This is a genomic window from Exiguobacterium sp. PHA03, from assembly GCF_041945985.1.
In the GTDB taxonomy this organism is placed as follows: domain Bacteria; phylum Bacillota; class Bacilli; order Exiguobacteriales; family Exiguobacteriaceae; genus Exiguobacterium_A.
The window spans coordinates 735,393-762,165 of sequence record NZ_JAUTYQ010000001.1 but is presented as its reverse complement, the minus strand read 5'-3'; the positions used below and the strand labels follow the sequence as shown (position 1 = coordinate 762,165).

At 46.2% G+C, this 26,773-nt stretch carries 28 protein-coding genes and 1 other annotated feature; of the genes, 16 read left to right on the top strand and 12 right to left on the bottom strand.

All coding sequences use genetic code 11. From position 1 onward, the window contains the following. The first annotated feature begins 115 nt into the window (after positions 1–115). On the top strand, positions 116–553 hold the full coding sequence (locus tag Q7C19_RS03975) for an Rrf2 family transcriptional regulator (RefSeq protein WP_375091689.1): 438 nt from the start codon (positions 116–118) through the stop codon (positions 551–553). A gap of 11 nt (positions 554–564) precedes the next feature. On the opposite strand, the gene Q7C19_RS03970 is transcribed toward Q7C19_RS03975, so the two are convergent. From Q7C19_RS03970 to arr, 3 genes are all read right to left on the bottom strand, one after another. After that, a complete protein-coding gene (locus tag Q7C19_RS03970) occupies positions 565–741 on the bottom strand; it encodes a hypothetical protein (protein WP_375091688.1) in 177 nt (58 codons plus the stop codon). Positions 742–847: 106 nt separating this feature from the next. Next, positions 848–1,324 (bottom strand): hypothetical protein, encoded by a 477-nt coding sequence (locus Q7C19_RS03965; protein WP_375091687.1) that lies wholly within the window; start codon positions 1,322–1,324, stop codon positions 848–850. A gap of 55 nt (positions 1,325–1,379) precedes the next feature. Beyond that, entirely contained in the window at positions 1,380–1,781 is a 402-nt protein-coding gene (gene arr / locus Q7C19_RS03960) for an NAD(+)--rifampin ADP-ribosyltransferase (protein ID WP_290750074.1), read from the bottom strand. Positions 1,782–1,974: 193 nt separating this feature from the next. Between arr and Q7C19_RS03955 the strand changes: the two genes are divergently transcribed. From Q7C19_RS03955 to Q7C19_RS03945, 3 genes are all read left to right on the top strand, one after another. Continuing rightward, complete coding sequence (locus tag Q7C19_RS03955) at positions 1,975–2,514, top strand: hypothetical protein (RefSeq protein ID WP_375091686.1); 540 nt, start codon at positions 1,975–1,977, stop codon at positions 2,512–2,514. A gap of 141 nt (positions 2,515–2,655) precedes the next feature. Then, positions 2,656–3,075 (top strand): MarR family winged helix-turn-helix transcriptional regulator, encoded by a 420-nt coding sequence (locus Q7C19_RS03950; RefSeq protein ID WP_052019029.1) that lies wholly within the window; start codon positions 2,656–2,658, stop codon positions 3,073–3,075. A 19-nt stretch (positions 3,076–3,094) separates the two neighbouring features. Further along, entirely contained in the window at positions 3,095–3,517 is a 423-nt protein-coding gene (locus Q7C19_RS03945; RefSeq protein WP_035408199.1) for a MarR family winged helix-turn-helix transcriptional regulator, read from the top strand. A gap of 106 nt (positions 3,518–3,623) precedes the next feature. On the opposite strand, the gene Q7C19_RS03940 is transcribed toward Q7C19_RS03945, so the two are convergent. Further along, complete coding sequence (locus tag Q7C19_RS03940; protein ID WP_375091685.1) at positions 3,624–4,127, bottom strand: hypothetical protein; 504 nt, start codon at positions 4,125–4,127, stop codon at positions 3,624–3,626. 658 nt (positions 4,128–4,785) lie between these two features. On the opposite strand from Q7C19_RS03940, the gene Q7C19_RS03935 reads away from it, so the two are divergent. From Q7C19_RS03935 to Q7C19_RS03925, 3 genes are all read left to right on the top strand, one after another. After that, positions 4,786–5,169, top strand: a complete 384-nt coding sequence (locus Q7C19_RS03935) for a hypothetical protein (protein WP_375091684.1) — start codon at positions 4,786–4,788, stop codon at positions 5,167–5,169. A gap of 155 nt (positions 5,170–5,324) precedes the next feature. Beyond that, positions 5,325–6,410, top strand: coding sequence for a GGDEF domain-containing protein (locus tag Q7C19_RS03930; protein ID WP_375091683.1), 1,086 nt, complete (start codon positions 5,325–5,327; stop codon positions 6,408–6,410). 63 nt (positions 6,411–6,473) lie between these two features. Further along, positions 6,474–7,085: a YdeI/OmpD-associated family protein gene (locus tag Q7C19_RS03925; RefSeq protein WP_375091682.1), complete on the top strand. Its 612-nt coding sequence runs from the start codon at positions 6,474–6,476 to the stop codon at positions 7,083–7,085. Here the strand turns inward: Q7C19_RS03925 and Q7C19_RS03920 are convergent. Then, positions 7,074–7,964 (bottom strand): ABC transporter ATP-binding protein, encoded by an 891-nt coding sequence (locus tag Q7C19_RS03920; protein ID WP_375091681.1) that lies wholly within the window; start codon positions 7,962–7,964, stop codon positions 7,074–7,076. The genes Q7C19_RS03925 and Q7C19_RS03920 overlap by 12 nt on opposite strands. 1 nt (position 7,965) lies before the next feature. Then, positions 7,966–8,649, bottom strand: a complete 684-nt coding sequence (locus tag Q7C19_RS03915; protein ID WP_375091680.1) for an ABC transporter permease — start codon at positions 8,647–8,649, stop codon at positions 7,966–7,968. 241 nt (positions 8,650–8,890) lie between these two features. On the opposite strand from Q7C19_RS03915, the gene Q7C19_RS03910 reads away from it, so the two are divergent. From Q7C19_RS03910 to Q7C19_RS03895, 4 genes are all read left to right on the top strand, one after another. After that, complete coding sequence (locus tag Q7C19_RS03910) at positions 8,891–9,751, top strand: alpha/beta fold hydrolase (protein ID WP_375091679.1); 861 nt, start codon at positions 8,891–8,893, stop codon at positions 9,749–9,751. Positions 9,752–9,794: 43 nt separating this feature from the next. Beyond that, positions 9,795–10,181: a hypothetical protein gene (locus Q7C19_RS03905; RefSeq protein ID WP_375091678.1), complete on the top strand. Its 387-nt coding sequence runs from the start codon at positions 9,795–9,797 to the stop codon at positions 10,179–10,181. Positions 10,182–10,344: 163 nt separating this feature from the next. Continuing rightward, positions 10,345–11,007, top strand: a complete 663-nt coding sequence (locus Q7C19_RS03900) for a type 1 glutamine amidotransferase domain-containing protein (RefSeq protein ID WP_375091677.1) — start codon at positions 10,345–10,347, stop codon at positions 11,005–11,007. 54 nt (positions 11,008–11,061) lie between these two features. After that, positions 11,062–11,343 (top strand): putative quinol monooxygenase, encoded by a 282-nt coding sequence (locus tag Q7C19_RS03895; RefSeq protein WP_375091676.1) that lies wholly within the window; start codon positions 11,062–11,064, stop codon positions 11,341–11,343. A 65-nt stretch (positions 11,344–11,408) separates the two neighbouring features. On the opposite strand, the gene Q7C19_RS03890 is transcribed toward Q7C19_RS03895, so the two are convergent. The 4 genes from Q7C19_RS03890 to Q7C19_RS03875 form a co-directional block, all read right to left on the bottom strand. Further along, positions 11,409–14,633 carry an ABC transporter permease gene (locus Q7C19_RS03890; protein WP_375091675.1) on the bottom strand — a complete coding sequence of 1,075 codons (3,225 nt, stop codon included), beginning with the start codon at positions 14,631–14,633 and terminating at the stop codon, positions 11,409–11,411. A gap of 201 nt (positions 14,634–14,834) precedes the next feature. After that, on the bottom strand, positions 14,835–15,692 hold the full coding sequence (locus Q7C19_RS03885) for a LysR family transcriptional regulator (RefSeq protein ID WP_375091674.1): 858 nt from the start codon (positions 15,690–15,692) through the stop codon (positions 14,835–14,837). An 89-nt stretch (positions 15,693–15,781) separates the two neighbouring features. Beyond that, entirely contained in the window at positions 15,782–17,014 is a 1,233-nt protein-coding gene (locus Q7C19_RS03880) for a chloride channel protein (protein WP_375091673.1), read from the bottom strand. A gap of 40 nt (positions 17,015–17,054) precedes the next feature. Further along, a complete protein-coding gene (locus tag Q7C19_RS03875; RefSeq protein WP_375091672.1) occupies positions 17,055–17,360 on the bottom strand; it encodes a potassium channel family protein in 306 nt (101 codons plus the stop codon). Positions 17,361–17,789: 429 nt separating this feature from the next. Between Q7C19_RS03875 and Q7C19_RS03870 the strand changes: the two genes are divergently transcribed. Next, entirely contained in the window at positions 17,790–18,284 is a 495-nt protein-coding gene (locus Q7C19_RS03870) for a hypothetical protein (RefSeq protein WP_375091671.1), read from the top strand. A gap of 66 nt (positions 18,285–18,350) precedes the next feature. On the opposite strand, the gene Q7C19_RS03865 is transcribed toward Q7C19_RS03870, so the two are convergent. Continuing rightward, the gene (locus tag Q7C19_RS03865; RefSeq protein WP_375091670.1) at positions 18,351–19,382 is read right to left on the bottom strand and encodes a zinc-binding dehydrogenase; all 1,032 of its coding nucleotides are present in this window, start codon (positions 19,380–19,382) and stop codon (positions 18,351–18,353) included. Between the two features lie 192 nt (positions 19,383–19,574). Between Q7C19_RS03865 and Q7C19_RS03860 the strand changes: the two genes are divergently transcribed. Continuing rightward, a complete protein-coding gene (locus Q7C19_RS03860) occupies positions 19,575–20,012 on the top strand; it encodes a hypothetical protein (protein ID WP_375091669.1) in 438 nt (145 codons plus the stop codon). 46 nt (positions 20,013–20,058) lie between these two features. On the opposite strand, the gene Q7C19_RS03855 is transcribed toward Q7C19_RS03860, so the two are convergent. Then, positions 20,059–20,538, bottom strand: a complete 480-nt coding sequence (locus Q7C19_RS03855) for a hypothetical protein (protein WP_375091668.1) — start codon at positions 20,536–20,538, stop codon at positions 20,059–20,061. A gap of 202 nt (positions 20,539–20,740) precedes the next feature. Then, positions 20,741–20,997: a binding site (T-box leader), on the top strand. A gap of 65 nt (positions 20,998–21,062) precedes the next feature. Here Q7C19_RS03855 and Q7C19_RS03850 point away from each other — a divergent pair. The 3 genes from Q7C19_RS03850 to Q7C19_RS03840 all read left to right on the top strand — a co-directional run bounded on the left by Q7C19_RS03850 (position 21,063) and on the right by Q7C19_RS03840 (position 26,754). Next, positions 21,063–22,289, top strand: a complete 1,227-nt coding sequence (locus tag Q7C19_RS03850) for an MFS transporter (RefSeq protein WP_375091667.1) — start codon at positions 21,063–21,065, stop codon at positions 22,287–22,289. Positions 22,290–22,308: 19 nt separating this feature from the next. Further along, complete coding sequence (locus Q7C19_RS03845) at positions 22,309–22,830, top strand: GNAT family N-acetyltransferase (RefSeq protein ID WP_290750038.1); 522 nt, start codon at positions 22,309–22,311, stop codon at positions 22,828–22,830. 207 nt (positions 22,831–23,037) lie between these two features. Then, the gene (locus Q7C19_RS03840; protein WP_375091666.1) at positions 23,038–26,754 is read left to right on the top strand and encodes an ABC transporter permease; all 3,717 of its coding nucleotides are present in this window, start codon (positions 23,038–23,040) and stop codon (positions 26,752–26,754) included. Positions 26,755–26,773 lie beyond the last annotated feature (19 nt).

The window sequence follows — 26,773 nt, the reverse complement described above, 5'->3', positions numbered from 1 at the left end:
ATAGTTACAAATAAAGTGTTTGTCAACATTATTGTCTCTATTCCCCGTTTCTTGCCAAATGAACAATACGACGTATAATAAGAGAACACTGTTTTTAAGAAGGAGGGGTCATCCGTTGGCCATCAGTACACGTTTTTCCGTCGGCATCCACATTCTCTCGTTGATTGCGACCGACGAGAAAATGACATCCGACTTGATTGCCGGCAGCGTCAATACGAATCCGGTTGTCATCCGTAAAATCATGAGCATGCTCAAAAAAGCCGATTTGATCGAAGTTCGTCCGGGTGTTGCCGGTGCACGGCTCGCTCGTCCTTTGTCTAGCATCACGCTGCTTGACGTTTATCACGCTGTCGCTGTCGTACCGGACAAGGAATTGTTCGGCGTCCATGCAGCACCGAATCCAGACTGCCCGGTCGGACGAAACATCCAATCGACGGTCACGCCAATCTTCGAGCTCGCGCAATCCGCCCTTGAGAAAGTGCTGGCTCATGTCACGCTTGATGATATCGTCAATGAAATCGAACAAAAAGAAGCATCGTCCTCGAATGGATGATGCTTCTTACTTTAGAAAAACCATTGGTATAGCAAATATCCTCCACCAAGGATTACGACGACTGCAAGCATCTCAAGTCCGCGCATTCCGTCGTTTTGTCCACGAGGTACGGCACTACCAAGACCTTGATCAACACCATCGCGTAGATGATCGAGTGTTTGTTTCTTTTCTTGTTTGTAGAGAGACAATCGAATAACCCCCTTTTTACATATTGTACCATTCCATACTCACTTTGTAGTGCATTATGCCAAAAAGAATACGCGGTATTGCTTATCTTAGATTTAATTAGTTTCATTATTCATTTCGAAGAAATTTCATGCACCTCATCTTTTCAACGATCAGAACATCTTGCTCAAAACGTTTGATTGAACGTTTCGATGCTTGGTCCGCTAATAAATTCGGGTGACCAAAGCATACATTCAATATTGAATTGAGTTTCTCTGTGTCACCACCGATGAAATAGTGGGACATATATGCCTTGTCTTCTGAAGCAATGACGACGAATGTCGCCATATCAAGGACCCCTTCGACATCCTCTGCTGTCAGGAATTTGTCTTTTGCAGATGCTTTCTGAAAGTCATACGAATCGATGTTGAAAATCCTACCTTGCAAAAGTTCGAGAATTGATTTCCGGTAGATACAATAGACTCCAAAGATCGTTTCATCAGGTGGAACGAACGGATCTTCCATAATCGTGATCAATAGCTCGTCGTCTCGATCCAGGCGAATGGCATGAAAGTGATCGACTAGTAATTGATCAATAGCGATCATGGTCTTTGGCTTGATCGATTTGAAATCATGTATAGACACGTCTTCTCTCCGTCTTTTAGTCAATGATTGTATCCTTCCCTTCTGCTCGTAACCGCTGAAGCGATGCTTTCATCGTCTCAATCTCTTCGTCCGTATGCCGTTCCCACGTTCCGAGTTCAGCGATGATCTTCACAGGTTCAGTCGAACGATACGACCTGGTCGGATTGCCTGGAAATCGTTTGTTCGTCAAATTCGGATCATCTTCATACGCTCCGAGCGGCTCGACGAGGTAGATGTGCTCTGGAGCGTCAGATTGTGCGAGCTCCGCGCCCCACTTCGCAGCATCGAGCGTTGCCGTGAAATAGATATGTTGAAGCGGATGTACTCGAAAATTCGATGCATGTCCCGGCTTTAATTCGTCACCGATTTGAAGTGTCGCTTTCGTACCATGGAAAAATGGACCTTCGACTGTTTTCATATACTCGCCTCCTGACTTGATACATTCAGTATAGACAGTAGATTCATCGAGATGTAGTCTGTTTCAAAACGAAATTTCAAGGTATACTTATAGCAAAAGAAGACAAATTTGTCGTCAGATTGTAACTCGTTTTTCATCTACCCGTCAGGCATGATGGGATTAGTCATTTTATATAGGAGGTCATCCGTTTAACGTGAAGTTCTTTAAAGCTTTAGCGAAAACCGAAGAGGCTGTCTGGATTCCAGAAGCCGAGTGGCAAACCGTTTGTAAGCAAGAAGGATTGACAGTGCCGAATCATCCACAAGAACAAATCGTTGGGCTTGCATATAATAATCAACACCAGATTGTTGAGGTCACTCGAAACTTGCGTCTCCCTTCACTAAGTTATTACGTTACGATTCTTGAACCACCGAATAGTCGGTCGCTTGTCTCGAAACGATCCTATTTGACCGTTCTTTATGAAGGTATGAAACAGACGGAAAATACAGAATATGGTACGTTTTCTTTAATTGAAATCAATGTCAGAGAAGAAGGTCTTGGCGAACGCGGTTTGTTGCTCGAGGCTTTGATTCAAGACATTGTGAAAAAATTCAAGTCTTTTGTCATTCGTGGCGACTATGCGACGATCACCTTACAAGGACGCGTCTCTGAGAAGTGCTTTACGAAATATGGATTCCGATTGAAGGATTCGTATCTCACGTTATCAAGCGGTATACTTCCTGATCGGATTTGATTCGATCAGGATTTTTTTATAGGTATATCGAAATAATGGAAAGTGATGGTTTTTCGCTCAAACTAGTAGCACGAGATATTTTTAATATGGTATGGTGAAACTAGTTCAACAGCAGTACATTCTATATTTAAGAGGTTCTCCATGACAACAACTACAGAGACATATCCAATGGCATGCTGGCATACAATTGCGACCTATCATAATCAACAAATCAAGCGCGTCAACGCTTTCTTAAAACACTGGGATCTGTCCCATACGAATCTGGAAGTATTACGTTGCTTACACACGACCTCATGCACGAGTCAGAAGGAAATCGCCGAACGGATCCAAGTGACCGATGGCACGATTTCACACGGAATCAAACGACTGTTCGACCGGCAACTGATCACGCGTCAACGGAAATGGAAGACGAACTATCTTCTGCTGACGGAAAAAGGAACAGCCATCCTACAAGAAGTGGTGCCCGCCTACGAACGTTTTCAACAAGAACAATTCGCCGCTTTGACGGCTCGACAACAAGAAGAATTGATCCGTTTCTTCGATAAGCTCAACCCTGCGTGACGAAAGAGGAGGAAAAAATATGACCTTCACATTCGAATCCTCGATGCAGCACTGGAACGCCATTCAGCGACTCCATGGCCGTTATTCGAAAGAAGTCAACGATGTGTTGAAACCAAAAGGACTCTCGAAGTCCCAATTCGATTTATTGATGACCTTGTATCACCAAGAAAGTGCGACGCAAAAATCACTTGAACGAACGCTTGAACTCTCAAGTGGCGCCATTTCACAAACGGTCAAGAAATTACTTGCTGAACATCTCGTCATCCGGAAACGGATCAATCGAGAAAAGCGGGTTTTGTTGACAGAACAGGGAACGAAGTTGATCCAAACGTCCGCTCCTGAAATCGAGGAAATCGATGATCGTTATTTCCGCGCCTTTACATCAAAGGACCACGAAACGTTTGATCAATTGCTGCATAAGATGCAGAGCGATCATTTTTAAATACTTCTGTCGCTAAAACTTTGCAAGTCCTTCTCTCTTCTGCACGGTACAGGAGAGAGAAGGACTCTTTTTGTTATTCATTGGTAACATCATGTCGCGCGATTTTTTAATCTGACTCAGATATTTGCCATTCCTCTCGAGTCCACCATGCGATCAAGCTCGCCATTAATAAGATGCTTGTCCAGTAAATCAAGAAGGTATTGCCGTTAAAGTATTGACTGTTCATATAGGGCGAAGGCATCGACGTAATACTCGTTAAATAGTCCCCATCAATCGTTCCACGATCTGCAATGACTTGTTGTTTGACCAACACTTGATACTGGCTGAACTGTTCGATTTGATAAAGGATGCCACACACAAGATAGATTGTCGTGCTGGTGGATAGACCAATCAAGGATAAAAAACGTAACTGCGCTTCTCTTATCCATTTCAACATCAGAACGATCCCAATCGGAAAAAGTAACAGAAGTAACAGAAGCGGAAGAAACCCTAGATTCCCATTGCCGCTGATTTGTTGTGGATATATTTGCGTCGAGCGACCCAAGGATACAAGAAGTCCACTAAAGATGCTCAATGCTACTATCAATCGGTCTACCTTCACGATTCTCATCCAATCATACCCTCCTTTAAAAAGTGTTCCTAATCAATATGACTACCTTCATTATACAATAAGGGGATATTTGAAATTTCCTTTTTCAGGAATCAAGGAAATGTGTTATCCGATTTTGATTATTTTTCAGATGGCTTTGAATTTTACTCGATTCTACTGCTACCATCGAATCTCGTGTTTATATTTATACTCCTGTATAATCGTTGCGCGTCCCTAGTTGTCCAATCTGATATTTCATTAAATATAAAACGCGCTGTTTCGTATCTTCTCCTAACCTCCTGGACAACAATCAGGAAATCAATTCGGTATTCCATCATGTCCTTAAATGACTTTTTGCATACAATCAGTATAGTTTCTGTATCGTCTCATCCGCCGAACACCTTCACTTTCCGGATTGCACGTATAAACATGACTCTCAAAATGACGAAAATCTGATCAAACACTCGATTTGAATCAATCATGCTTGCAGGATACCGCTCGCATCGATCTCTCCCGCATAAATCGAAACCGAAACGTAAACGAGCGAAGCAAATAGTAAGTGCAGACTAATCGAACGTTGTCTATCAGAAAAATTCAAGATTCTTCCTTCTCTTTTGTAAATTTTTCTCGATATTCTGACGCCGTCGCGTAATAATAGATGAAAAGGAGTGGTCTGACCATGCTATTACGTCATATGACACATCGGCATCATATGAAATCCATCGTGTCACGCGGAGGATTATCGCCGGCATTCCAAGTCGACGCACCAAAAGGCTGGATCGCGTTTGAAGTCGATCCTCCAAGCGAAGCGTACCAAATGCACTTTCATCAATTAAAGAGTGAGTGGCAAGATGGAGATATCGTCACCCTCGAATTCGACGGGGAGAGAATTCAAGCAGCAGGTTTTGAAATTCTGCACTCGAATGAAGATTTCCGCAATCAAGATGCAGAGAGATTAGGGGTATCCATCAAGGAAATTGGCTCGTTTGCATTCATTCATAATTTCGTCTCACTTGATTATCTAATCGAGTCTTCACGCGAGAAAATCTCAGAGTATTATTGATTTAGAAGAGAACCTGTTATCTTTTTTTAAAGATAAGGTAATTACGATACTTTAATACACCTTTAGGGTATCGTTGGTTTTATAGAATAAATATTTACTAAGTAAATCATTTTATTGTAATTATCTTTCAGAAACCATTCGAGAGGAACACGAACATGTGGAATACATTGAATCATCTCATCCTCAACGTCGCTTTAACCTTTTTCTTCGTGCTCATCTCTCTATTCTTTTTTAAGCGGTTTCAATTCCGAAATACGCTCGACAGTTGGCTGAAAAAAAATCTGTTAGTGCTAATTCTTGCAACCGGTGCCGGCTACTGGGTCATTCACAATGCCATCACCTATGAGGAATTTCGTTTCGATTTGTCGATTACTTTAATCGTCATCGCCTTCATTTATGGAGGCATCAGTAGCGGCTTCATTACGACGCTCGTCTTCGCTTCCCTTCAAACGTTTGTTTTTCATTCCAATCATGCATTTTGGCTTGTCGGTACGTATCTAATCGTCAGCATCGTTGTCTTATACTTACAAAATGAAGCACCGGATCGCTTTATCTCGTTTCCGATCATTTTTTCAATCGCACTCATTCTTTGTTTACCATTCGTTCAACATGTTCGTCCGAATGACGTGACGGCGATGACGGTATTTCTCGTCGGAAACGGCTGTGCCGGTCTCCTGCTACACAGTATTCTGCATCAAGTCCGCTGGCACTTCCATCAAGTCCGGATGCATCGGCGTCTCGCCTTGACGGATATGTTGACGGGACTTGATAATAGGCGCCATTTAGAAGAGACGGTCCAACGATATAAATCACAACAGATGAACTTTTCAATCATGATCATCGATGTCGATCATTTCAAACAGGTCAATGATACATACGGTCATGACCGAGGGGATCATATCTTACGACAAATCAGTGCCTTGCTTACGTCCTATTGTCCCCCTTCTTGTGTGCTAGGGCGATTCGGCGGTGAAGAATTCATGATGCTGTTACCGGAATATTCATTGCCTGAGACGCGTCGAATCGCGGAACAAATTTGTGAAGCCAGTGCCACGCGAACGTATGAGTTATCAGCGACGGAACCGCTACAAGTGACGTTATCGATTGGTGTGTCTCGCCAAACCCATCAACCGTCTGAGAGCTATAATTTTCTGCAGACAATCCAGCAGGCAGACGCCGCTCTCTATCAAGCGAAAAAGAGTGGTCGGAATTGTGTCTTTCATCATGACCCGTTACGATAAAAAAGTGAAATCCCCCCTCGTGTAACGCGAAGGGGGATTTCGATATGAAAAGGAGGAACGAGCATGGAGATCACGGACGTCTTACGGTTCACTAATCGCGAGGACTTTAGACAGTGGTTATCAGAACACGCGGAACATAAGTCGTTTTGTTGGGTAATCCTCAGTCGAAAACAGACAGGAGAAGGTTTACTCTATCTTGATGCCGTCGAGGAGGCACTTTGTTTCGGCTGGATTGATGGAATTGTGAAGAAGACAGTGGACCGTGAACTGGCGCAACGATTCACACCGCGTCGAAAGAACAGTAACTGGACCGAACTGAACAAGGAACGGGTCCGTCGCTTAGAGCGTCTCGGCTTGATGCAACCGTCCGGACGACAGGTTCTACCAGACATGCGTACTGATACGTTCGTTATCGATGACGCCATCCAGGCGCGTCTACAAGAAGACCCAATCGTCCATGAAAAGTTTAATGACTTCCCGGAGCTCTATCGACGCATCCGGATTGATACGATTCAAAGTGTACGTAAGGATCCCGCTCTCTATGAAAAACGTCTGCAGACGTTGATTGAAAAAACGAAACGGAATCAGATGTACGGCCAGTGGAATGACGGGGGTCGTCTTTTATTCGAAGATGTTCCGGAGACGGAATCAGAGGATAGTCGGTCAGACCGCTAAGAAAATCTCTTCTAATGATTGACGTTCGATCTGCACCTCGTAGACTTTGACGTCTTGTTTCGCAAGCATGACGAGTAACTCTGGAATATCCTCTTCCGTCGATAAATCAAGCTGTGTACAGTCATCGGTTTGCGACAAAAGTCGAGCGTATGCTGGCAAATGCGATGGCGATAATTGCGGAACAGTCCGAATACGGATTTGAATCTCCTGCCTCATTGCTTCTTGTAAGGACGCAACGGTTCCATAGCGGACGATTCTTCCCTCCGCCATGATGGCAACACGGTCACATATCTTTTCGATTTCATTCAAGTTGTGCGAGGTCAAGAAGATCGTTTTTCCTTCCGCTTTTAATGCAAGCAACAATCGCTGGATATCGATCGCCGATTCTGGATCAAGACCGGACGTCGGTTCATCTAAAAAGAGTAATTCCGGATTTCCGGTGAGCGCTTGAGCGATACTGATCTTTTTCTTCATCCCGAACGAGAAGCTCCTAATCTTTTGTCGCTCCGTTCCGCTTAATCCGACCTGCTCAAGTAACCTTAAAACCTCTTGTTTACTGATACGAACTCCGGATAATCCCGCCATATATTCAAGAAACGCACGTGCCGTCATGTCATGATAGAGATTCGATGTATCCGGCATAACTCCAATCAGTTGTTTGATGGCATCCAGTCGATCAGCGGGTTCACCGAGAAGTGCGACAGTTCCGCCTGTCGAGTGTGTGATCCCGCTCATAATCTGAATAAACGTCGATTTACCGGCCCCATTACGACCTAAAAAACCAAAAATTTCTCCTCGTTCGACCGTCAAATCCACCTCTCGTAAGACTTCTTTTGTGCCGAACGATTTCTTTAATCCTCTTACTTCAATCGCATTCATATTATAGATCCTTTCGCTTTAACGTGAGATAGGAGATCATCAAAAACAATCCACTCCATAAAACAGGTAACAGTAATAATGTTCCAGACATGATGACAGCGTGGTATGGCAAGATGTATTGAAACGGTATTAGATACCATTTTTCCGAGAACGCTGACCAGAGACCGATGATCGGGACGACAATACCGAGAAAAATACCGAGAAACATCGTCAAACCAGGTTTTGTAATCATCGTAGATAAAAAGATGTTGAAACTCGTGATATATAGGATGACGATCAGAACCGTCAGATAATCCATCCAGAACCATTGCTGCGCGTAGAGCGAGACAATGAGGAAATTGATCGTAAGCGTTGCGCACCAGAACAACAATGAACCGAGAAACTTCTCCAAAACGATTCGCAGACGCGACGTCTTCGTGACCAGTAAACGAATCGTCCGCGTCTCGATTTCACGATTGATGATGTCGTGTGATAACGCAGCCACGAACAAAAAACCGAAGAACAGGATGAAGAACTTAATGCTTGAAGTATAGGCAGACGGTTGATTAACGCCAGCAAGCAGTTCCGGATGCCTCGTCAAATACGATGCTGTGAAGACGGACGTGATCGTCAGAAAAAGAATCAATAGAATCGCTTTGATGCTTTTGAAGCTGCTCGTGAATTCTTGTTTTACGATTGGAAACATGACGGACTCCTTTGGACATATTTTTGATTAACGCAAGCGTTCTTTTACTTTTGTGACAACGACTCCGAGTCCGCATAAGGTAACGGCTGTTAAGAGCATTGTGATAATTGTTTCCATGAGAATTCCCCTTTATGTAAATGATGTGTCCTCTATCTCTACGCTACTTCTTAAAGAAAGTTTCCTTATTTTTCAATTTCCAACATTCTCCTCGTGGTACAGTAAAAGAAAAAGGAGACGGCACATGAAACGTTATACAGTCACCTGTCAGCAGCAACCTGTCCACATTACGGAATGGGGAAACAAACATCTTCCGACGATCGTCTGTCTTCACGGACTCGGCAGCACGAGTTTCAGCTTCATCGAAATCGCTGAAGCCCTTTCAGACGAATTTCGCCTTATTGCGATTGATTTACCCGGTCACGGCAAAACACCAGCATTTACAGATCCTCTACACTATCGCATGAAGCCGCTCACAGACTGGATCGATGAGGTTTTACATATCCTCGATATCAAGCGGTTCTATGCCTTGTCGCACTCGTGGGGCAGTGTTCTCTCGCTTTATTATTTGATTGAACATGCGGACCGTGTGCTCGGCACGATCCTGATTGACGGCGGCTATCACAGTAAACGACTCTACGGTCGTTCCGTAGAGGAAGAAGTCGCCTTTTATGAACAAGACTTCGAGGATTCAGTTTCGACATGGGAGGAATTTTTAGACGTTGCCGTCTATGCCCCGAATGCCCGTCGCTCGCACTCCCTTGATCAAGCCGGAGTCGATCTTCTTCGGATGGAGGAAGGACGATTCCACTGGCATGCGCGAGGAGAGACGGCTGCTGCAATCGTACGCGCGCTTCATCACGAGGATGTTCTTAATTTTCTACCGGACGTTCCACCAGCGGACATTCAGTTGTACGTCGCTACGTTACCGACAGATCAAGCATCGATCCGTCAGCAGGCGACGAACCTATTACATGAGATAACACAAGCGACGGTCCATCTCGTTCCGGAGACAGGACATCTATTACACTGGGATCGTCCCGATGTCATCGTTAAGGCGATTCGTCATCATTGGTTGCCCGGAAAAAGATTGTATTCCATTTAGAAATTGGTTTATTATGGAATTAAAGTAAAAAGGAGGGGTTCGTATGTTAAAACGGTTAACGTTCGTTTGTGTAACCTTATGCGTCGCGATCGTCGCCGTGCTCGTCGCAGCACGCCATTCAACAGGCAATACCATCTCGTTTAAGGAGCCGTTATCGCTCTATATTGCGATTGGACTAATTGTCGTCTTATTCCTACCACCATTCATCCTATCGTTTTTCGAAAACCCTGTACTGAAGAGCGTCAATGTCATTTATCAATCCTTGATCGTCTTCAGTTTCGTCGGACTGATTCCAGTCGGTTTCTTAATTCCAGACGGCTCATCAACGCTTATTGTAGCGGTCCTCGGAACAGTCGCGAGTCTTACCAGTGTCATCGTGACAGTGCGAAGTCACTCGATTTTAGCTAACTATTCTTCTGACGTACGTTAATCTATCTTTCAAACTGCTTCCGCCATCATGGTAGGAAGCAGCTTTTATTTTTATGTATAAATTTATTTATCGATAAGCTCATTTTTATTAATTTGTTTTTCGTTAAAGTTGGGCGTATTCTAATCACGTAGCCAATCGGCAAACGAAAAAGGAGGAACATATCATGAGTAAACACATCTTAATGGTCGTCACAAACGCAAAAGAAATGAAGGAAGGTCACGCGACAGGACTTTGGTTGTCTGAGTTCGCGGAAGCATACATCGAATTCAAGAACGCAGGATATACCGTAACGGTCGCAAGTCCGAGCGGCGGTGAATCACCAATCGACGCTCGGAGCCTGGAAGACGAAGTCCCAGCTGAGATTCAAGCAACAGCTCCACTTTTGAAAGAGACACTTGATTTAAAATCAATCCAAGACTTCTCGGCATTCGATGCGATCTTCATGCCAGGCGGACACGGTACGATGTTCGACTTGCCACAAAGTAATGCTTTGAACAACGCCCTTCGTACATTGTTTGAAGCGAACAAGACAGTCGCTGCAGTGTGCCACGGACCAGCTGGACTCGTTAGTGCGACACTCTCAGACGGAACACCGCTCGTCGCAGGAAAAACGATCGCAACGTTCACGGATGAAGAAGAACGCGCGACAGGACTTGACGTCTACATGCCATTCTTGCTCGAGACGCGTCTTCGTGAACTTGGCGCAAACATCATCACGGCTGACAACTTCACAGAGAACGTCCAAGTAGACGGAAACCTCGTCACAGGTCAAAATCCACAGTCCACGATCGCTGTTGCGAAAGCTGTCATCACCACACTCAACTAATCAATTCAAGAGATCCTTTGGATGAAGGATCTCTTTTCATAGGAGGTTCTATCGATGATTCAACTGATCGCCCGGATCGAAGCGCGTCCGAATCAAGGCGAACAGCTCGCTTCCATCATCGAAGGTGTGATCGCCCCTTCGCGTGCCGAGGCAGGGTGCCTGACCTATCAGGCACACCACGCTATCAATGATCCGAACGTCTTCTACTTTTACGAACAATGGCGTGATCAAGACGCTTTCGATCAGCATGTCACCTCACCGCACTATCATACGTATCGTGCGGACATCGCCCATCTCGTCGCTGATCGAAACGTGGCGTTCTTACGTGACATCTGAATGAAAAAAACCCAAGATTATCCCCTCACTTGAGGACAATCTTGGGATTTTTCCGTTTACCCTACTTACTTTATTTTCATTTCAAAGGCGTAGGTCTGTGCTGTCCATTCACCATTTAAGAATAAGACGGCTTTTTTTGCTGCTTTTGGAACATGATAGATCAAGTCGACGCGGGACTTATATGGCGGCAAATACTTCGACTGCTCAATCCAGGCTTTTGGATTTCGATTAATGACGTCGATTGGATCATGTGTTCCCGATTGATCGTTCGTCAATGTGAAGAACTGTGGTTCATACGTATAGAAACTGCCTACCACCATCTCGTCTGAATCCTGCATCTCAATCCGTATCATGATTGCTTTTTGTCCAGCAGGTGACTTAAGATTCGTCAACGTCCGCGCTTCCTTCACTTCCAGATCGTTGTACCGTTTGACGTTCGTATCTCCCGGATACGTCCGGAAGCTTGCCTTTTGTAAGACGGCTTCGAGTGTTTCATTGCTCTCCTTGACCGACTTTTTCTTAGGCAAGACGCGCTCCTTTTGTGACTGTTGATCGTGAAGTTTCGCCCCTGTCGTCTGGATCACTTTCGTCGGTTTGGTGACAGGTTTAGCCGGAGCAGGTGGTATCTTCGCAACCACGAAGAAGCCGAGGATCAAGATGCTTGCGACTAAACCACCTCCAATCGTTCCAAGGGCAATCTTGAACCGTTTTTCTGTTGCTTTACTGTTGACGACGGTCTGGTTAATGGCAGCACTCGGTGTAATGCGGACAGCTCGTGCTGCCGGTAGGAGCGCACCGACGACACCCGTTGCGAGTGGAATCATTAATGTCAGGCAAAGAAAGCCGATGTCTGCTGTCGGGAACGTATGATACGTCTGCCAAATCAAGACAAGTGCAACGGCGAGACCAATCATTCCAGCTAATAATCCCGTCAAACCGCCTTCAATCAGAACGAGTAATCGAATCCGGCGATCATGCCACCCCGTGACCTTCAAGACGGCGAGCTGACTTTTCCGTTCATTGACGTTTTGCCAGAGGATTTCCGTTGTCGTCAAAATCGCTATCAGCAAAGCCACACCCATTGCGATGTAATGCATCGTGCCGACCTCAAGGGCGACAAACTCACCGAGCCATGTCGCATACAGAACGCCTTTGAGACGGAAGGTGACGAACAGGAAGAACATGAACAGACTCGTCGGTAAAGCGATCGCGATGATCGATAAAACGGTTCGTTGCCAATAGGTCAGTAATTGATTGAGACTCATGCCAAGTACCCCTGTCGAACGGACGAACCGTCGTCCACTTGTCGCCTCTCCGGCTCGCATCGTCTCATACGGTCGAATCCAACGAATCAATGCCATCGGAACGAGCGTACCGCCCCAGTAGATCAAAAGACCGGCAAGACCGACCAAAAGAACGCGTTCAGGACTCGTCCCACCGTTCCCGATTAATGAAAATCCGCCGAGAATCAGCCAGGCAATCAACGTGACGAGTATTCCGAGTAAGGTCGCCTCGAGCAAGAGTAATGTTGACAGTTGACGCGGTCGCCAACCAAGCGACAGTAAAATCGCGAACTCTTTTTTCCGTGCATAGAGTAAAATGATGTTCGAACTGAAAACATAGACGATGGCGACAGCGATGACACTGGCGATAACACCACCCATTCCGACTTTTGCTTCTTCGAAAATTGAGATGGAAGAGCCAAGCTTGATCCATGGTTGTTGAATCCAACCGAGAGCTTTTTTCCCGTCAAGTCCCGGTAAGTAGGTCAAGGCCAGTTGCGGCGATGATCCAAGTGTGACGTCGGTGATCAGTCCCGTCTTATCTTCGATTTCTCGCGCGACCGCTTGCAGTTTCGCTTCGCTTTGTTCGTTCAACGTCTCGACTCCCTTGACGTGAATTCGGATCGCAGAGATCGCTTTATCTCCCCGGATCGCAAACGCAGCATCGAGTGTCGTCAAGACAGACGGTGGTTTCGTCAGGAAATCGAATGGATCGTCCATCGCTTCGACATCACGCGGTGGATTGACCGGTCGTTCTTGTGCATCCATGACCCACTGTGCCTTTGCCGGGAAGTATGTCTCCATCGGCAGTTCGGTCAATGGATCTTTGGACAGTTTCAATTTTTTCGCATTAAAAACGCCGATGTAGTTCATGTCTAGTTTGATCCAATCGTCACTCGTCTGTCCGAACTTATTCGGTTTTCGATACATCGCTCGTTTTGCCAGCAGCGACTCTGCTTCGACCCGTTGTGGTTCGACTTGATACGTATACGGCCAGCGGTTCCCGAACGGACTCTTCAACGGTTGATACTTTACAGGGGACGGCTTTTGACTGACCCAGTCGAACTCGCTCGCACCGTTTGGTTCATGATTTCCGTTCAAAATATCCGTGACGAGTTGTTTTCGGATTTGGCGACTTGTAATCGTGTACGTTTTCGGATGGTCCGTTTTTAGTGTCTCGAGGAACTCCCTTCCCCCTTTTTGTTCAATCATATTAACGGTCGCATTCATTGAATCATCCTGGAGCGGAAGCAGGACGTCTTCATAGGTATACGATGTCTTGACGGTTGAATATTCCTGTTCGTTCAAGAGAACCGGAATTTGTATGGCACCGTCTCCGCGCTTCGTGATTTTCGTGTTCGGATCAAAATAGCGGCTGTGCGCAGTCGTATGGACCGCATCCTTCAGACCGACGAGTCTCGCTTCTGCTTCCGGATCCACACCGGCAATCATCTCGTATGTACCTTGCTCATACAACGGCACCTTCCCGACGCCTAACGGAGAAAGACCCGTTTTTGTAGCATCTTTTAAAGGCTCCCAACCAGCGCCTAAATAATGATCGGTGATATATTGCTCCGTTTTCAGACCAGTATCTTGTTGACTGTTAATTCGCAACCGATAGATGCCTTGTTTCTTAATCGTATGCGTACCGATGGGTGTTCCGATATACGTTCCACCAATCATTGCGATCGGTGCCGCGACCTCGACGTCGGTCATCTGTTTGATTGTCTCATATTGTTTACGGGTGATACCGCCATCAAGACCACTCATGTAATTCGGCTCGAGCAACTTCAAGTCTTCCGTGACACTTCGACTCCCCACTGGTCGAACAACGATATCGTAGGAAGAGTGCCAGCGCTGTTGCAATGCATCGACGACCGTTCCTTTATTCGCTTGAGAGGTACCGATGAGGTAACTCAGTCCCGTACTGACGATCAGCACACCAACTAGCAACAGGATAAATCGTTCTTTGTTTCGCCACCATGCGTTCCAGATGAACTTCAGCATTTGATGCCTCCTTGAAGGATTTAAAAGAACCACTCTTATTTTGGATAAATTATGTTATATTTACAATTTGTCACATTGCAAATTATCGGAATAGTCTTTCTTTTTGAACAGAAAAAGAGGCTGACTCAAAAGTCAGTCTCTACATAAGGGAAGTGATGCAAAATGATGATCTGCCATTCTTTTTTTAATTAGCCTCTTTCATTACGATTGTAAGACAACAATCACCTGTTGCAAAACCGGATCGTGGCGCGAGTCCGTTCGATAAGCGACATATAACTGATTCGTCGCGAATCGTTCCGGTGCAATCCGTTGTACCCGTCCAGCGCTGACCGCTGCTTCGACGAGATAATCGGGCAAGATGCTAATCCCGTGTCCTACTTCGATCGCCTTTAGTATCGCATCGACGTTCGGTAAGATCATTTCCGGACGAATCCCAGGTCGTTCTCCGAACTGCGTCTGATAGTACCGACGAATGATTGGTAACTCGAGTCCATAGCTAATCCAGCGTTGTTGGTCCATCCATTCCTTTAGATCCGTTTCCGGAGCATCGTATCCGATTGGAGCGATCAAATGAAAGCGTTCGTCAGCGATTGGGACATACTGGACTCCCGGTTCATCGATCCGCTTCGTTGCGATGATGAAGTCGAGCTCATTCGCAAGCAAGCGTTGCAACAAGGGAACCGTCAAATCAAAGACTACCGTGAACTGTGCGACGTCGAGCGGTAGCTTTGGTACGATCCCATGCGTCACGAATTCCGTCGGTCCCCCGAACTTCAAGACCGGACGAGATTGCTCCCCTGCTTCGTATTTCATCTCAAGCGATAACTCCTCGAGCCGGTCGATCAATCCGACGACTTGTGTATAGAGGGCTGTTCCCGCGTCCGTCGGAATCATTTGCCGTGGCGCACGGATGAACAAGGTCGTCTCAAGTTCTGCTTCCAGTGCCGCGATATGCTGGCTGACCGCCGGTTGCGTCAAAAAACGAAATTTTGCCGCCGCCGAGACGGAACGCTGTTGGTAAACGTGAATGAAACTCCGGTACCATTCAAAATCAATCATGTATGTTCTCCTTTTGCTTGGTCTTCCTATAAAGTATAGTTCCATTCAATCTATAAGACAAATAACGAATAATTTAGTAAGTCATAAATTTATTTATCGGATAATGCAAGACGGTTTCCGTAGTAGTTCATGAATTGTTGAACGCCAAGGCAGACAAGTAGGATCAATGGAAAGAACTGCAACGGGAATAGAAAGAGGAGAAGCGTAGCGGTCACGAGTGGCTGACGCAAGACGACAGTACAACTTGCCGTAACGACAAGTGTCACGATCAATCCAGGCATGAACGGACTTAATTGGCTGAGACAGAATGCCATGACTGTGCTCGAAAAAATTAACGGGAATATCTTTCCGCCTTTCCAGCCGCAGGAAAAACAAAGATGCGTCAACCCCACCTTTCCGATCGCAAGCAACAATAAGGCACCGATTGTCCAGGAGGATCCCTCTTTCGTAAAATCGAAGATGTCATATTCACCAGAAAACAATAAGTAAGAGGAAATCATGGATGCAAGACCAATCGCGATTCCCGCGATGAGTGCGAGAAGGATTGGATTTCCGACGCGGGAAACCATCCAGTTCGTCACCCGCTCCGTCCATATGAAGAAAAGTCCAAACGCGATCCCGAGGAGAATCGCCGGAAGGATGAACCACATGACAGTCGCATTCCACGTAATCGGTGGTATCTTAATAGCGAACACGCGGTCATGGGGTACGAGGTGCATGATGAAACGAAAACAGGCAAAAGCGACGAGCGTACAAATGCCGTAATAAAAGATGCGTTGTACCTTTTGCCAGCGTGACGTTGCTTGCTGCATCGGTTCCTCCTCGATCGCTTCAGAGACACTGACGAACGGGGCATGAAAAATCGTCGCTAACATCGCAGCGTATCCCGTCTGCAAGAAACTTTGCCGCTCCGGCTCCGTCAACCGTAACCGATCACCGATCCACGTCACCATTCCCCCTAAGATGCTGATCAACGCAGCTTCCGGTCCTAAACTCGCTCCACACGTCAGCACGATCCATGCGGCAACGGTGTTTTTCCAGAGAGCACCGCGATAAGGTACACGACCTTCTTGCTTGAAGTTAGCAAGCGTCTCATGCATCGTCTTCGGGTAATCACCTACCGACTTTTGAATAAGACCAACACCGATACCACCGAGTAGACCGACGCCAAGTCCATAGAAAGATACATCGAGTACAGACGGTAACCACTCCCATACATAATGAATCGATGCGTTCACACCACTTAAAAACAAGGCAGCCGTCAATCCGACGATTGCTCCGAGGATCAGACAATGCAAGAAGTGCGTCAGATGTGGTTTCATTTCTGCTCCTCCTTCTTCTTCTTGTCCTGGTGATATTGTTTTATGCCATATTAAAGTTCACGATGACGGCACTGAGAACACCGACACCAAGCATGACGTAACCGATCGAAAACAATTTACCGAACGCTGTCTGTGGGACGAGATCCCCGTATCCGACAGTCGCGAGTGTCATGACGGAGAAATAAAAGGCATCTAGAATACTGAACTGTACGACATTGTGATAGAAGACCGTCCCAATCAAGAAAAGTGCCCCGACCATGATCATCAATGCTTTCTGTTCTTCTTGCTTGAATAAGATACGGATGACATGAAAAAAATTTCGGATCAAGATAAAGAACGCCAGCATGCTCTCTCCTCCTCAGTTCCGTCATCACGGCACACGTTCATTGAACAATTTCTCTAGTTGGTCAGGATCAAGTTGATTCAAGTCAGAGATCAGGAAACAATCGATTCGTTTTGATGACTGGATTTGTAAGCTTTTATCCGTCCGTAGGAGCTATTTGACACCTAGCAACGTCGCGATCAAAATAAAACTACAGTTGATCAGGAACAGATATCTGCATCGAGCGCGTAGGTCATGTTCTGATTCGCAATGGCGTTATCGACGATAGTAGCAAGACGGTGGCGATTATGACACCGGGAACGTCCGCGCAATCAGTTCGTCACTCAGAAACGAGTCACACCATTTAAGTCATTGGTTTTTATTTACCCATTTTTAGTGTCTTCGCCTTATTTCCCTTATGAAAAAATCCCTTTACTGAAAGGTACATTGCTCATGAAAAAATTCCGCGGCAAACGCCGTTATTTTAAAAATCTCGAACTTGAATTCAAAAGTTTTTCTTCTCCCTCCTATATTGATACAGACGTCTGGTTTAACGAATGGCACGAGCATCCTGACTTTTATGGACATGGCAACGCGAGTCTGCGTATTCGTAAAGCACATCTTCGGATCGCATTGAGCGCTATGCAGGACATGCAACAAAAACTAGAGGAAAAACAGATTGAACATCAGCTTTACATAACGATTGTCCTCGAGGATGCTTCACAAGACGCACTACATGTCCACACGACGAATCCGGACGGAACCCTATTCCCACTTGAGCGGATTCAGTCGTTCCCTCTCGCTTCACACGTTCCGACCTGGGTAACGGAACTCTTTCCGAACAACCGGTATACGATTCATGAATCACGGGAGGAATTCATCGATTACACGGAAGAGGAGCCTTTTAGCTCGACCGTCACGCTTTTTTACATCTTGCCTAGCCCTTAAATTGACACGAAAACGAGCTATCCTTTCCATCACAGGAAGAGGATAGCTCGTTTTGTTCGGTTTTTCTTATGGTAGCAAGACGACCTTGCCGAATTTGCCAGCTTGTTTAAAGTACGCTTGGGCTTCTCGCGCTTCAGCGAGCGAGAACGTCCGGTCGATGACGGGCTGAATCGTCTGCGCCCGAACCGCCTCGAGTAATTTCTCATAATCATGGCGATTGCCAAGGACGGATCCTTGTAGACGGATATGTTTCAAGTAAAGTGTCCGAAAATCGAGCGACGTCACCTGTCCCCCGGACGATCCGGAAATACAGTACGTTCCGCCGCGCTTCAGCAGATCCAGTCCTTGTTTAAACACCGCATCGCCGACGACGTCGAGAATCGCATCGACCGGACCAACTTCTTGCATGACCTGCTGATCCCAGTCCGGCTCACGGTAGGAAACGACCAGGTCCGCCCCGAGTTCTTGCAATTGATCCGTCAGCTTCAAGTCACCGACGAGTGCGACGACACGGGCACCGAAGACACGTTTCGCAATCTGGACGTTGAGTGAGCCGACACCACCACTGGCACCTGTTACAAGTAACGTCTGTCCTTGTTGTAAGTTAAGTTGTTCGACCATGTGCCACGCCGTCAATCCACTGACCGAGAAGACCGCACTGTCCGTATAGGAAGCAAGCGGCATGTCGTAACAGAGTTCGAGCGGCCAGCAGACATACTCCGCGTATCCGCCGTCGTACTCGGAACCGATAAACGATAAGTCCTCGGCACTTTGTTCGTCAGCGATTTCTCCACTCGCCGTGAACGGGAATAAGACGACGTCTCGTCCGATTTCTGATTCCGCGACACCGCCTCCAACCGCGGCGATCCGTCCGCTAATGTCTGAACCGGGAACTCGGGGGAATTGCACACCTTCCGCTTTCCAGCCCGACTCATTCTCCGCACCATAAGTGCCTTCCCGCATCCAGATTTCTGTATTGTTCAAGGCACAGGCTTTGATTTTAATCAGCACCTCGCCTTGTTTCGGTTGAGGTGTTTGCATATCAATGTACTTCAGATGATCTAGCCCACCATGTCCTGTGACCGTGACTGCCTTCATGTTTTTGCCTCACTTTCTTTTGGTCTAGATATAGATTCTTTTATCCTTTACCCTTTTGTTTTACATACACACCACGTCAAATAAATGATCAAACTCACAAAAAATTAAAAACTGAATATCTTTTCATTTAAAAGCTCTTCTATTTAATTTTTATATTTTGGTAAAATAAAGAAAATACCAAGGAGGTCCCTCATGAAACGTGGCTTAGTATTGGTCGTCCTATTGATTCTAGTCGTGTGCATCATCGTTTTCGAACCATTCCGTGGCGCACCACCGAACCCTGAAGTTAAGGCGAACGGAAAGGATGTTCCGACCGTTCAAGGGTCTTATTGCTGGGACAGCTTACTCCGCAGTCAATGTGGTGATAAAGTTTATCGCGATGGACTCGATATGGCAAAAGAACAAAAACCGGTTAATGTCTCTTCCGGATCAATCGTCCGTGTCGAATTATCCGGCAATCCAGAACAAGTTAAGCTAACACAATGGCACGAACAGAAAAAGAAATCTCGTGTTGTATTAAAAGATGATCAGTTCAATGCACCAACAGAACCCGGTCTCTATGCGTATGAATTAAATTCGCGCTGGAAACAAGGAGACGGACAATTCGGATTCTTACTGAAAGTGCAGTAAATACAATAACCCCACTGTCGTCTCATGACTTCAGTGGGGTTTGCTGTCATCCGGTTTGACGATACAGTTGCAAGATTCCGAAGACGGTCAAGATGAGATATCCTGTTCCGATGAACAGAAAGACTGGGCGAATCAATTGATCCTTCGGTTGACGCGTAATGCCTTCGAAGAAACAACTGATTATGAAACCGAGGACTAACATCCCGCCATACATGAAAAGGAACGAGACGAGAAGACCAACGAGACTTGGTTGCGTAAGTGATGGAGCTAGCCACAAAATACAACCAATGAATACGGCAAGCATGAGGGTACCCAATACAATCCCTATAAGTGGATGGATCGTGTTTAGTCGTCGGATCACATCATGACGTTTGACGAGACGCTCCACTAATGTCATCGCTGACAGACAGGTCAGTAAAAATAAGATTAAGAAATAGATCGCTTGCTCGACTGGACGGAACGTCGTGAAAAAGACAGCTCCGCTAAGAACCAGGAGTGGAGATATGAAAAAAATCAAACGTTTCACTTTTTTCCCACCTTTCATACACCTTTCTTTAAAGTGAACACATAACTAAGACAATGTAACATATAGCACGTTACATATTTTACCACTTTTATCATTTTTCAAATTTTGATACCTATGTACTTTTTTCAACAATTGTAAAAAAATGATAAAAATTCTTTACGATTTCATTTGGCATATGCTAGGATGAGACAAATCATATGAATCAAACGCATTGAAGAGAACAGTACGTCATTTCGATTTTTCCTAGAGAGCTCCGATTGGTGGGAAGGAGCAAAAGTCATTGACCGAACCAAGCCTCTGAGCAGCACGGTGGAACCGAATCGGGGATATCGTGACGGGTGCTCCCGTTATCGAGCTCAGGTATTTGCCGTTTAAAAGCGGTCGTACCGATGAAGGCGGTACCGGTGACGGTTTCGCGAACAGGGGTGGCACCACGACACGCACAGTCTCGTCCCCAAGACCAACGTCTTGGAGGTGGGATTTTTTTATTGGCTTAAAACACAATTAAAAAAGGAGTGTGTCATATGTCGAATTGGAAATACCCTGGATTGCTGTTACTTGGTGTCGGTGTCTCGAACATTGGAGCTTGGGTCTACTTCATCGCCTTGAATTTAATCGTCCTCGAACGAACGGGATCGGCGTTCGCCGTCTCCGTTCTCTATATCCTGTTACCGATCTCCGCGCTGTTGACGAGTCTTTGGTCCGGCAGTATCGTCGATCGAATCAATCAACGTCGCTTGCTCGTAATGCTTGACGTCGGGCGCGCCGCGCTCGTCTTTTCACTGACATTGATCGATTCATTGCATGTTCTCTATGCGCTCGTCTTCATCCTGAACATCGGTAACACGCTATTTGAGACATCCTCATTGATCTACATGACGAAGCTCGTGCCAGAGACTAGTCGCCAACGGTTCAATGCATTAAAGAATTTCATTCAGTCGGCCGGTTTCATTCTCGGACCGTCAATTGCCGGGTTCTTATTTTTGGTCGGTTCCCCAGAAACAGCAATCGTATTGAACGCGGGAGCACTGTTGTGTTCTGCCACTTTATTATCCGTCTTGCCTGACGTCCGCTTGGCGGCGACTACAGCAGTCCCCTTTTCACTCCGAGTGATTCTTAAGGACTGGAAAGAAACCTTTCAGTTTGCACGAACACGGCGCTATATCACGCTCGTCTATGCCTTCTATGCGTTAATGATCGTCCTGATGAGCGGTCTCGATTCGCTTGAAGCCTCGTTTGCGACGATCGTTTTGCAGATGGATGAGAGTACGTATGGATTCCTCGTCAGTATCGCCGGAATCGGCATCATCTGTGGTTCCGCGGTCAATGCAACCTTTACGCATCGCTTGTCGCTCCGGTTCTTGATCCAGTTTGGGGCACTGATGACGCCTGTCGGTTACTTGATCTTTGCCTCGGCGACGTCATTCTTGATTGCAGCGATTGGCTTTTTCTTGCTAAGTTTTGCCCTTGCATTCGCAAACACTGGCTTCATGACGTTTGCTCAAACACACATTCCGGTCGAATTGATGGGACGGTTCCTCAGTAGCATCCACGTTGTACAATCGACTGGTGTCATTCTACTGACTGCCTTGATTGGTCTATATGCCGAGACATCGATCCGCTTGACGTATACCGTCGCTTCAGTTGGCTTCCTCCTGATTGGTGGCTTGATCGTCTTCATCGTGCAAGACCGAACGAAACGTCAATATTTTACGACGGAAACCGATGAAACGATTAAACTTTCGTCATGAGAAGGAAAGGAAGATATTCATGCAGTTGACTGGAGAACGAATTTTTCTACGCCAGATTGAAGTGACGGACGCGCACGTCTTATTCGAACAAACACAAAATGAGACATTACGTTACCTGACCGGAACGACAGCGACGTTTTCGCTCGAACAGATTGAACAGCATATTCTCTCGATTCAAGCTGATGCGACGCGTCATGATTTTGCAATTTGCCTGACGTCGGGTGAGATGATTGGCGAGTGTTCGATTCTTGATATCGATTTGGATTCAGGAATCGCTGGATTTCGGATTTCACTGCGTGCCCTCCCCTGGACCGGTCAAGGATACGGGACAGAGGCAATCGCGTGTATCTTTCGATTTTGTTTCGAAGAACTTCAGCTGGGTCAACTTGAACTCGAAGTGTTTTCGCACAATGAACGAGCAATTGCAGCTTATAAGAAAGCCGGTTTTCAAATCATTGAAATGATTCCTGATGCCTTACTGTATGATGGCGTTTCGTTTGACGAGATCATCATGCGGAAACGGAATCCACGCGTTGTTTAAAGAGTCAATCCTGATGTAGCACCTCCTCCGTGAGGTGCTATTTCTATTTCCTTAAAATTAATATCCATAATTAACAGATTTTTTAGTCAATTCACTCTTATTTGTATATAATGGAAAAATAAAAAGAAATATATGGATAAAAGAATATCTTATCGAAAGGCATCTTATACAATGCTCAATTAACCAAATCGAAATGAGGTGGAGAACATGCTGAGATTCATCTGGAACTCCTGGTGGCGTAACAAGGAGCGTTTCATCTTGCTCCTCGTCGGCGTCCTGATCGTCAGTACCGGACTGAGTTACTTAATCGGTACGACGCAAGCGAACAACGGAACGGTCGTCGATGAACTGCAAAAACGCTGGGGATCGTCGTACGATATCGTCGTCCGTCCGGAAGGCAGTCGGAGTGTGACGGAAGACTTGAACCTGCTTGAACCGAACTATATGAGCGGACTCGACGGTGGGATCACCCGCAAGCAGTACGAGACGATCAAGCAGATTGCTGATGTCGAGGTCGCAGCACCAATCGCGATGATTGGTTATACATCGACATCGAGTAGCGTCGGTACCCATACGATTCAAGAAGAAGGGATTTACCGCTTGAAAATCAAGGATTCTCAAAATACGGGACTCCAAAACGAATCTTATACCATGACAACGTTTCTTGCTGCTGGCTGGGAACCAATGGGTGACGCAACGCGCACAGGCGTCTCCCCTTTAAAACTTGGTGAACAACCCCTCTATGACTACGGCTCAGAAGTCATGATTGCCGGAATCGATCCTGCTGCCGAAGACCAGCTCGTCGGTTTGAAAAAAGCGACCACTACCGGAACATATAGCCGTTTCTTCAGCGAAACGGATCTTCCCGCTTCGTACGGTGATCAAGCGACGCAGATTCCGATTCTATTGAATTCTCGTGAATACGTCGATGCGATGCGCACCTATACATATGAAAAGGTAGAGCTTCCGTTCACTGCAACAGGCGTTGCAGACATGGTCCAAAAGATTGAACAAAAAGGTGGGAAAACATACCTGAGTAAACTACCAGTAGGAGAGCCTACCTCTTATTCGATCACGACTCAAGACGTCCAAAAAAAGCTCGTGGACGGTATCCTTAAAAACACCTTATCAACAGGCGATGCGAACAATAGTGATTCACTGTCTTCCATTACTTTGAAACCTTCACCGGTTGAATACAAAACAATTAAGAGTCCGTACGGTTCCCGTTGGCCCTTTACCTACCAAGTTCAACCAAAAGAGGTCGCCAAGGAATCCTTACTCTTCAAACGAAGCATGTATCGCGAAGCACGTGAATTCGAAGGTGGCTTTAAAGGATGGAAACAAGTCCATCTCAACTATATCGGTGTCTTTAACCCCCGGGAGCTCGATGTTTCAAAGGATCCGTTGACTGAACTTCCAATGGAAACTTACTTCCCGGCAAAAGCACAGTGGGTCATGGATCAAAATGATCGTCCGGTCAATCCAGTCCGTGACGTCAAGCCCGCCAACGACTCCTACGACTTCCTGACGAAACCACCATCGATGCTGACGACGCTCGACGCTGCCTTTAAGTTACGCGGGGATAAAGCAATTTCTGCGATTCGCGTCAACGTCAAAGGGGTCGAGACGATGAACGCAACAAGTGAGAAAAAATTGCAAGCTGTCGCACAGGAAATCGAGGATAAGACGGGTCTGATCACGGACGTCACACTCGGTTCCTCCCCGCAACTCGCCTTGACGTATTTACCCGGTCTAAAAGGAGAATCGGCACTCGGTTGGGTCCAGCAACCGTGGATCAAACTCGGGTCGTCGATCGCGATTTTCCAAGAGGCGAAAGTCGGAATGAGTGGCATCATCGCGAGCGTCATCGCTGTCGCGCTCGTCTACGTCTTCAGTTCGAACATCATCTTGCTCTATGCTCGAAAAAAAGAATTCGCGATTTTACTCTCGCTCGGATGGCGTTCACGGCAGCTATCCAGACTCCTCTTCCTAGAAGCAACACTTCTTGGATCGCTGGTCGCACTCATCGCCTGGGTGATTCTCGGATCATTTTGGATAACAGCTGATCACCCGATTGCCCTCGGACGCATCATCTTGATTGGATTGTCCGGGCTTTTGATCTACTGGGGCGGGACGATTGTTCCGACGTTACTCATCAGACGCATTCAACCATTTGAAAGCATGCGCTCTGGCGAAGTCTCAAAAGGACGTCGTTTCGTCCGAGCACAAAGTGTTCTTGGAATGAGCATCAACCAACTCGCGACTTACTGGCAACGCACGCTACTGTCCATCATCGCAATTGCCTTACCGACGAGCTTGTTCATCTTCTTCTTGTTCATCACGTTCCGACTGAAAGGCGTCTTATATGCGACATGGCTTGGTGAATACGTCGCGCTCGAAGTCGGTACGATGCATTATGTCGCAATGGGCGTCGCCTTACTCATCGCCATCCTGACGACGACCGAGATCATGTGGCAAAACGTCAACGAACGAAAGAATCAACTCGCTGTCCTTAAAGCGACAGGCTGGCGGAACGGTCAAATCCGACTTCTCGTCTTAAGCGAGGGTGTGATGACTGGACTCTTCGCTGGAATCGTCGGTCTACTTGTTGCCTTAGCAATGATTGGCTTCGTCTATAATCAGTTCCCATCCAGTGAACTCGGTTTCTTAAGTCTTATGCTCCTGATTCCGGTAACGACTGGTGTGTTTGGTGCTTTGCTTCCTGCACAGCGTGCTGTGCGGATCACGCCGAACGCAGCCATCGGTGGCGTAAACGATAATCAACAATTGACCGAACGTCGCTTCAAATGGGCACTCGGTAGCATCGCTGCTACGCTCGTCATCGGAACGACGAGTTTATTTCTCCTCGCTGCACCTGAAACGAGAATGGCTCAAAAAGAAATAACGACACCAAAAGTACAAACGACCGGACAAAAATTAAAAAATCTCGCTCAAGATCCTGACGATAAGAAACATACTGCCGAAGACAACACGGCACTGGAGCAATTGATGAACGCAGGCGCTATTCAGACGTACCCGGGTGACCCGGCGGCGAAGAATTATGACTTCTCTGTTAAAAAGCTCGTTTCAACACCAAAAGAGTTAAAGCTCAAGGAGAAGTCAGGATATCGTTTCGTGACGATTCCAGTTTTCCTTCATAACCGGGATGAATTAGCTGCAGGTTCGTTTTCGTCGTATCGACCACAAACCTTCTCGTTGATTGCTCTTGACGGAAAAGAGTTCACTCCCGTCGATTATGTCAATCACGATAAAACGGCTTGGATAAATGCATTCAAATACATCAATTCGAAAAAATCCTGGGTCGATCTTGTTTACCAAGTACCGGTTGACCAAAAGGTGTTCGTCTTGCTTGCAAAAGATGAGGCCGTCGAAAAAACGACGACCGTCAAGATCACGCTAGCCGATATCAAAAAAGCGAATACGTCAGCTACTACTCCTTCAACAGAGGAAACGGAAAAATTAAAAACATTGATGAAGCGAGGTGTCACGCAAACAACTCCCGGGAATCCGAGACATCAATCTGATCGTTTTCATGTCGAGGCATTGATTGACACACCAAAAGAACTGAATCTAAAGCAACGTGCTGGTTATCGTTTCTTGACGATCCCTGTCGTCATGCAAGATACAGGGGATGATCTGGGAGGATTCATCACTTATCGTCCCAATCGGTATGCCTTGACAGACTTACAAGGAACCGATTATGAACCTATCGATTATGTGAATCGCAATGAGAAAGCCTGGAAAAACGGGTTTCAATATTTCGCACCGTACAAGTCACGAGTGGAGTTGGTTTATCAAGTACCAATCGATCAGAAGCGATTCGTTCTGTTCGCTTCTGATCCAGCTTTTCCCAAACCAACGACCGTCAAAATCGATCTGACGAAACAATCATTTAATCACTAGGAGGAATTTGACATGGGTC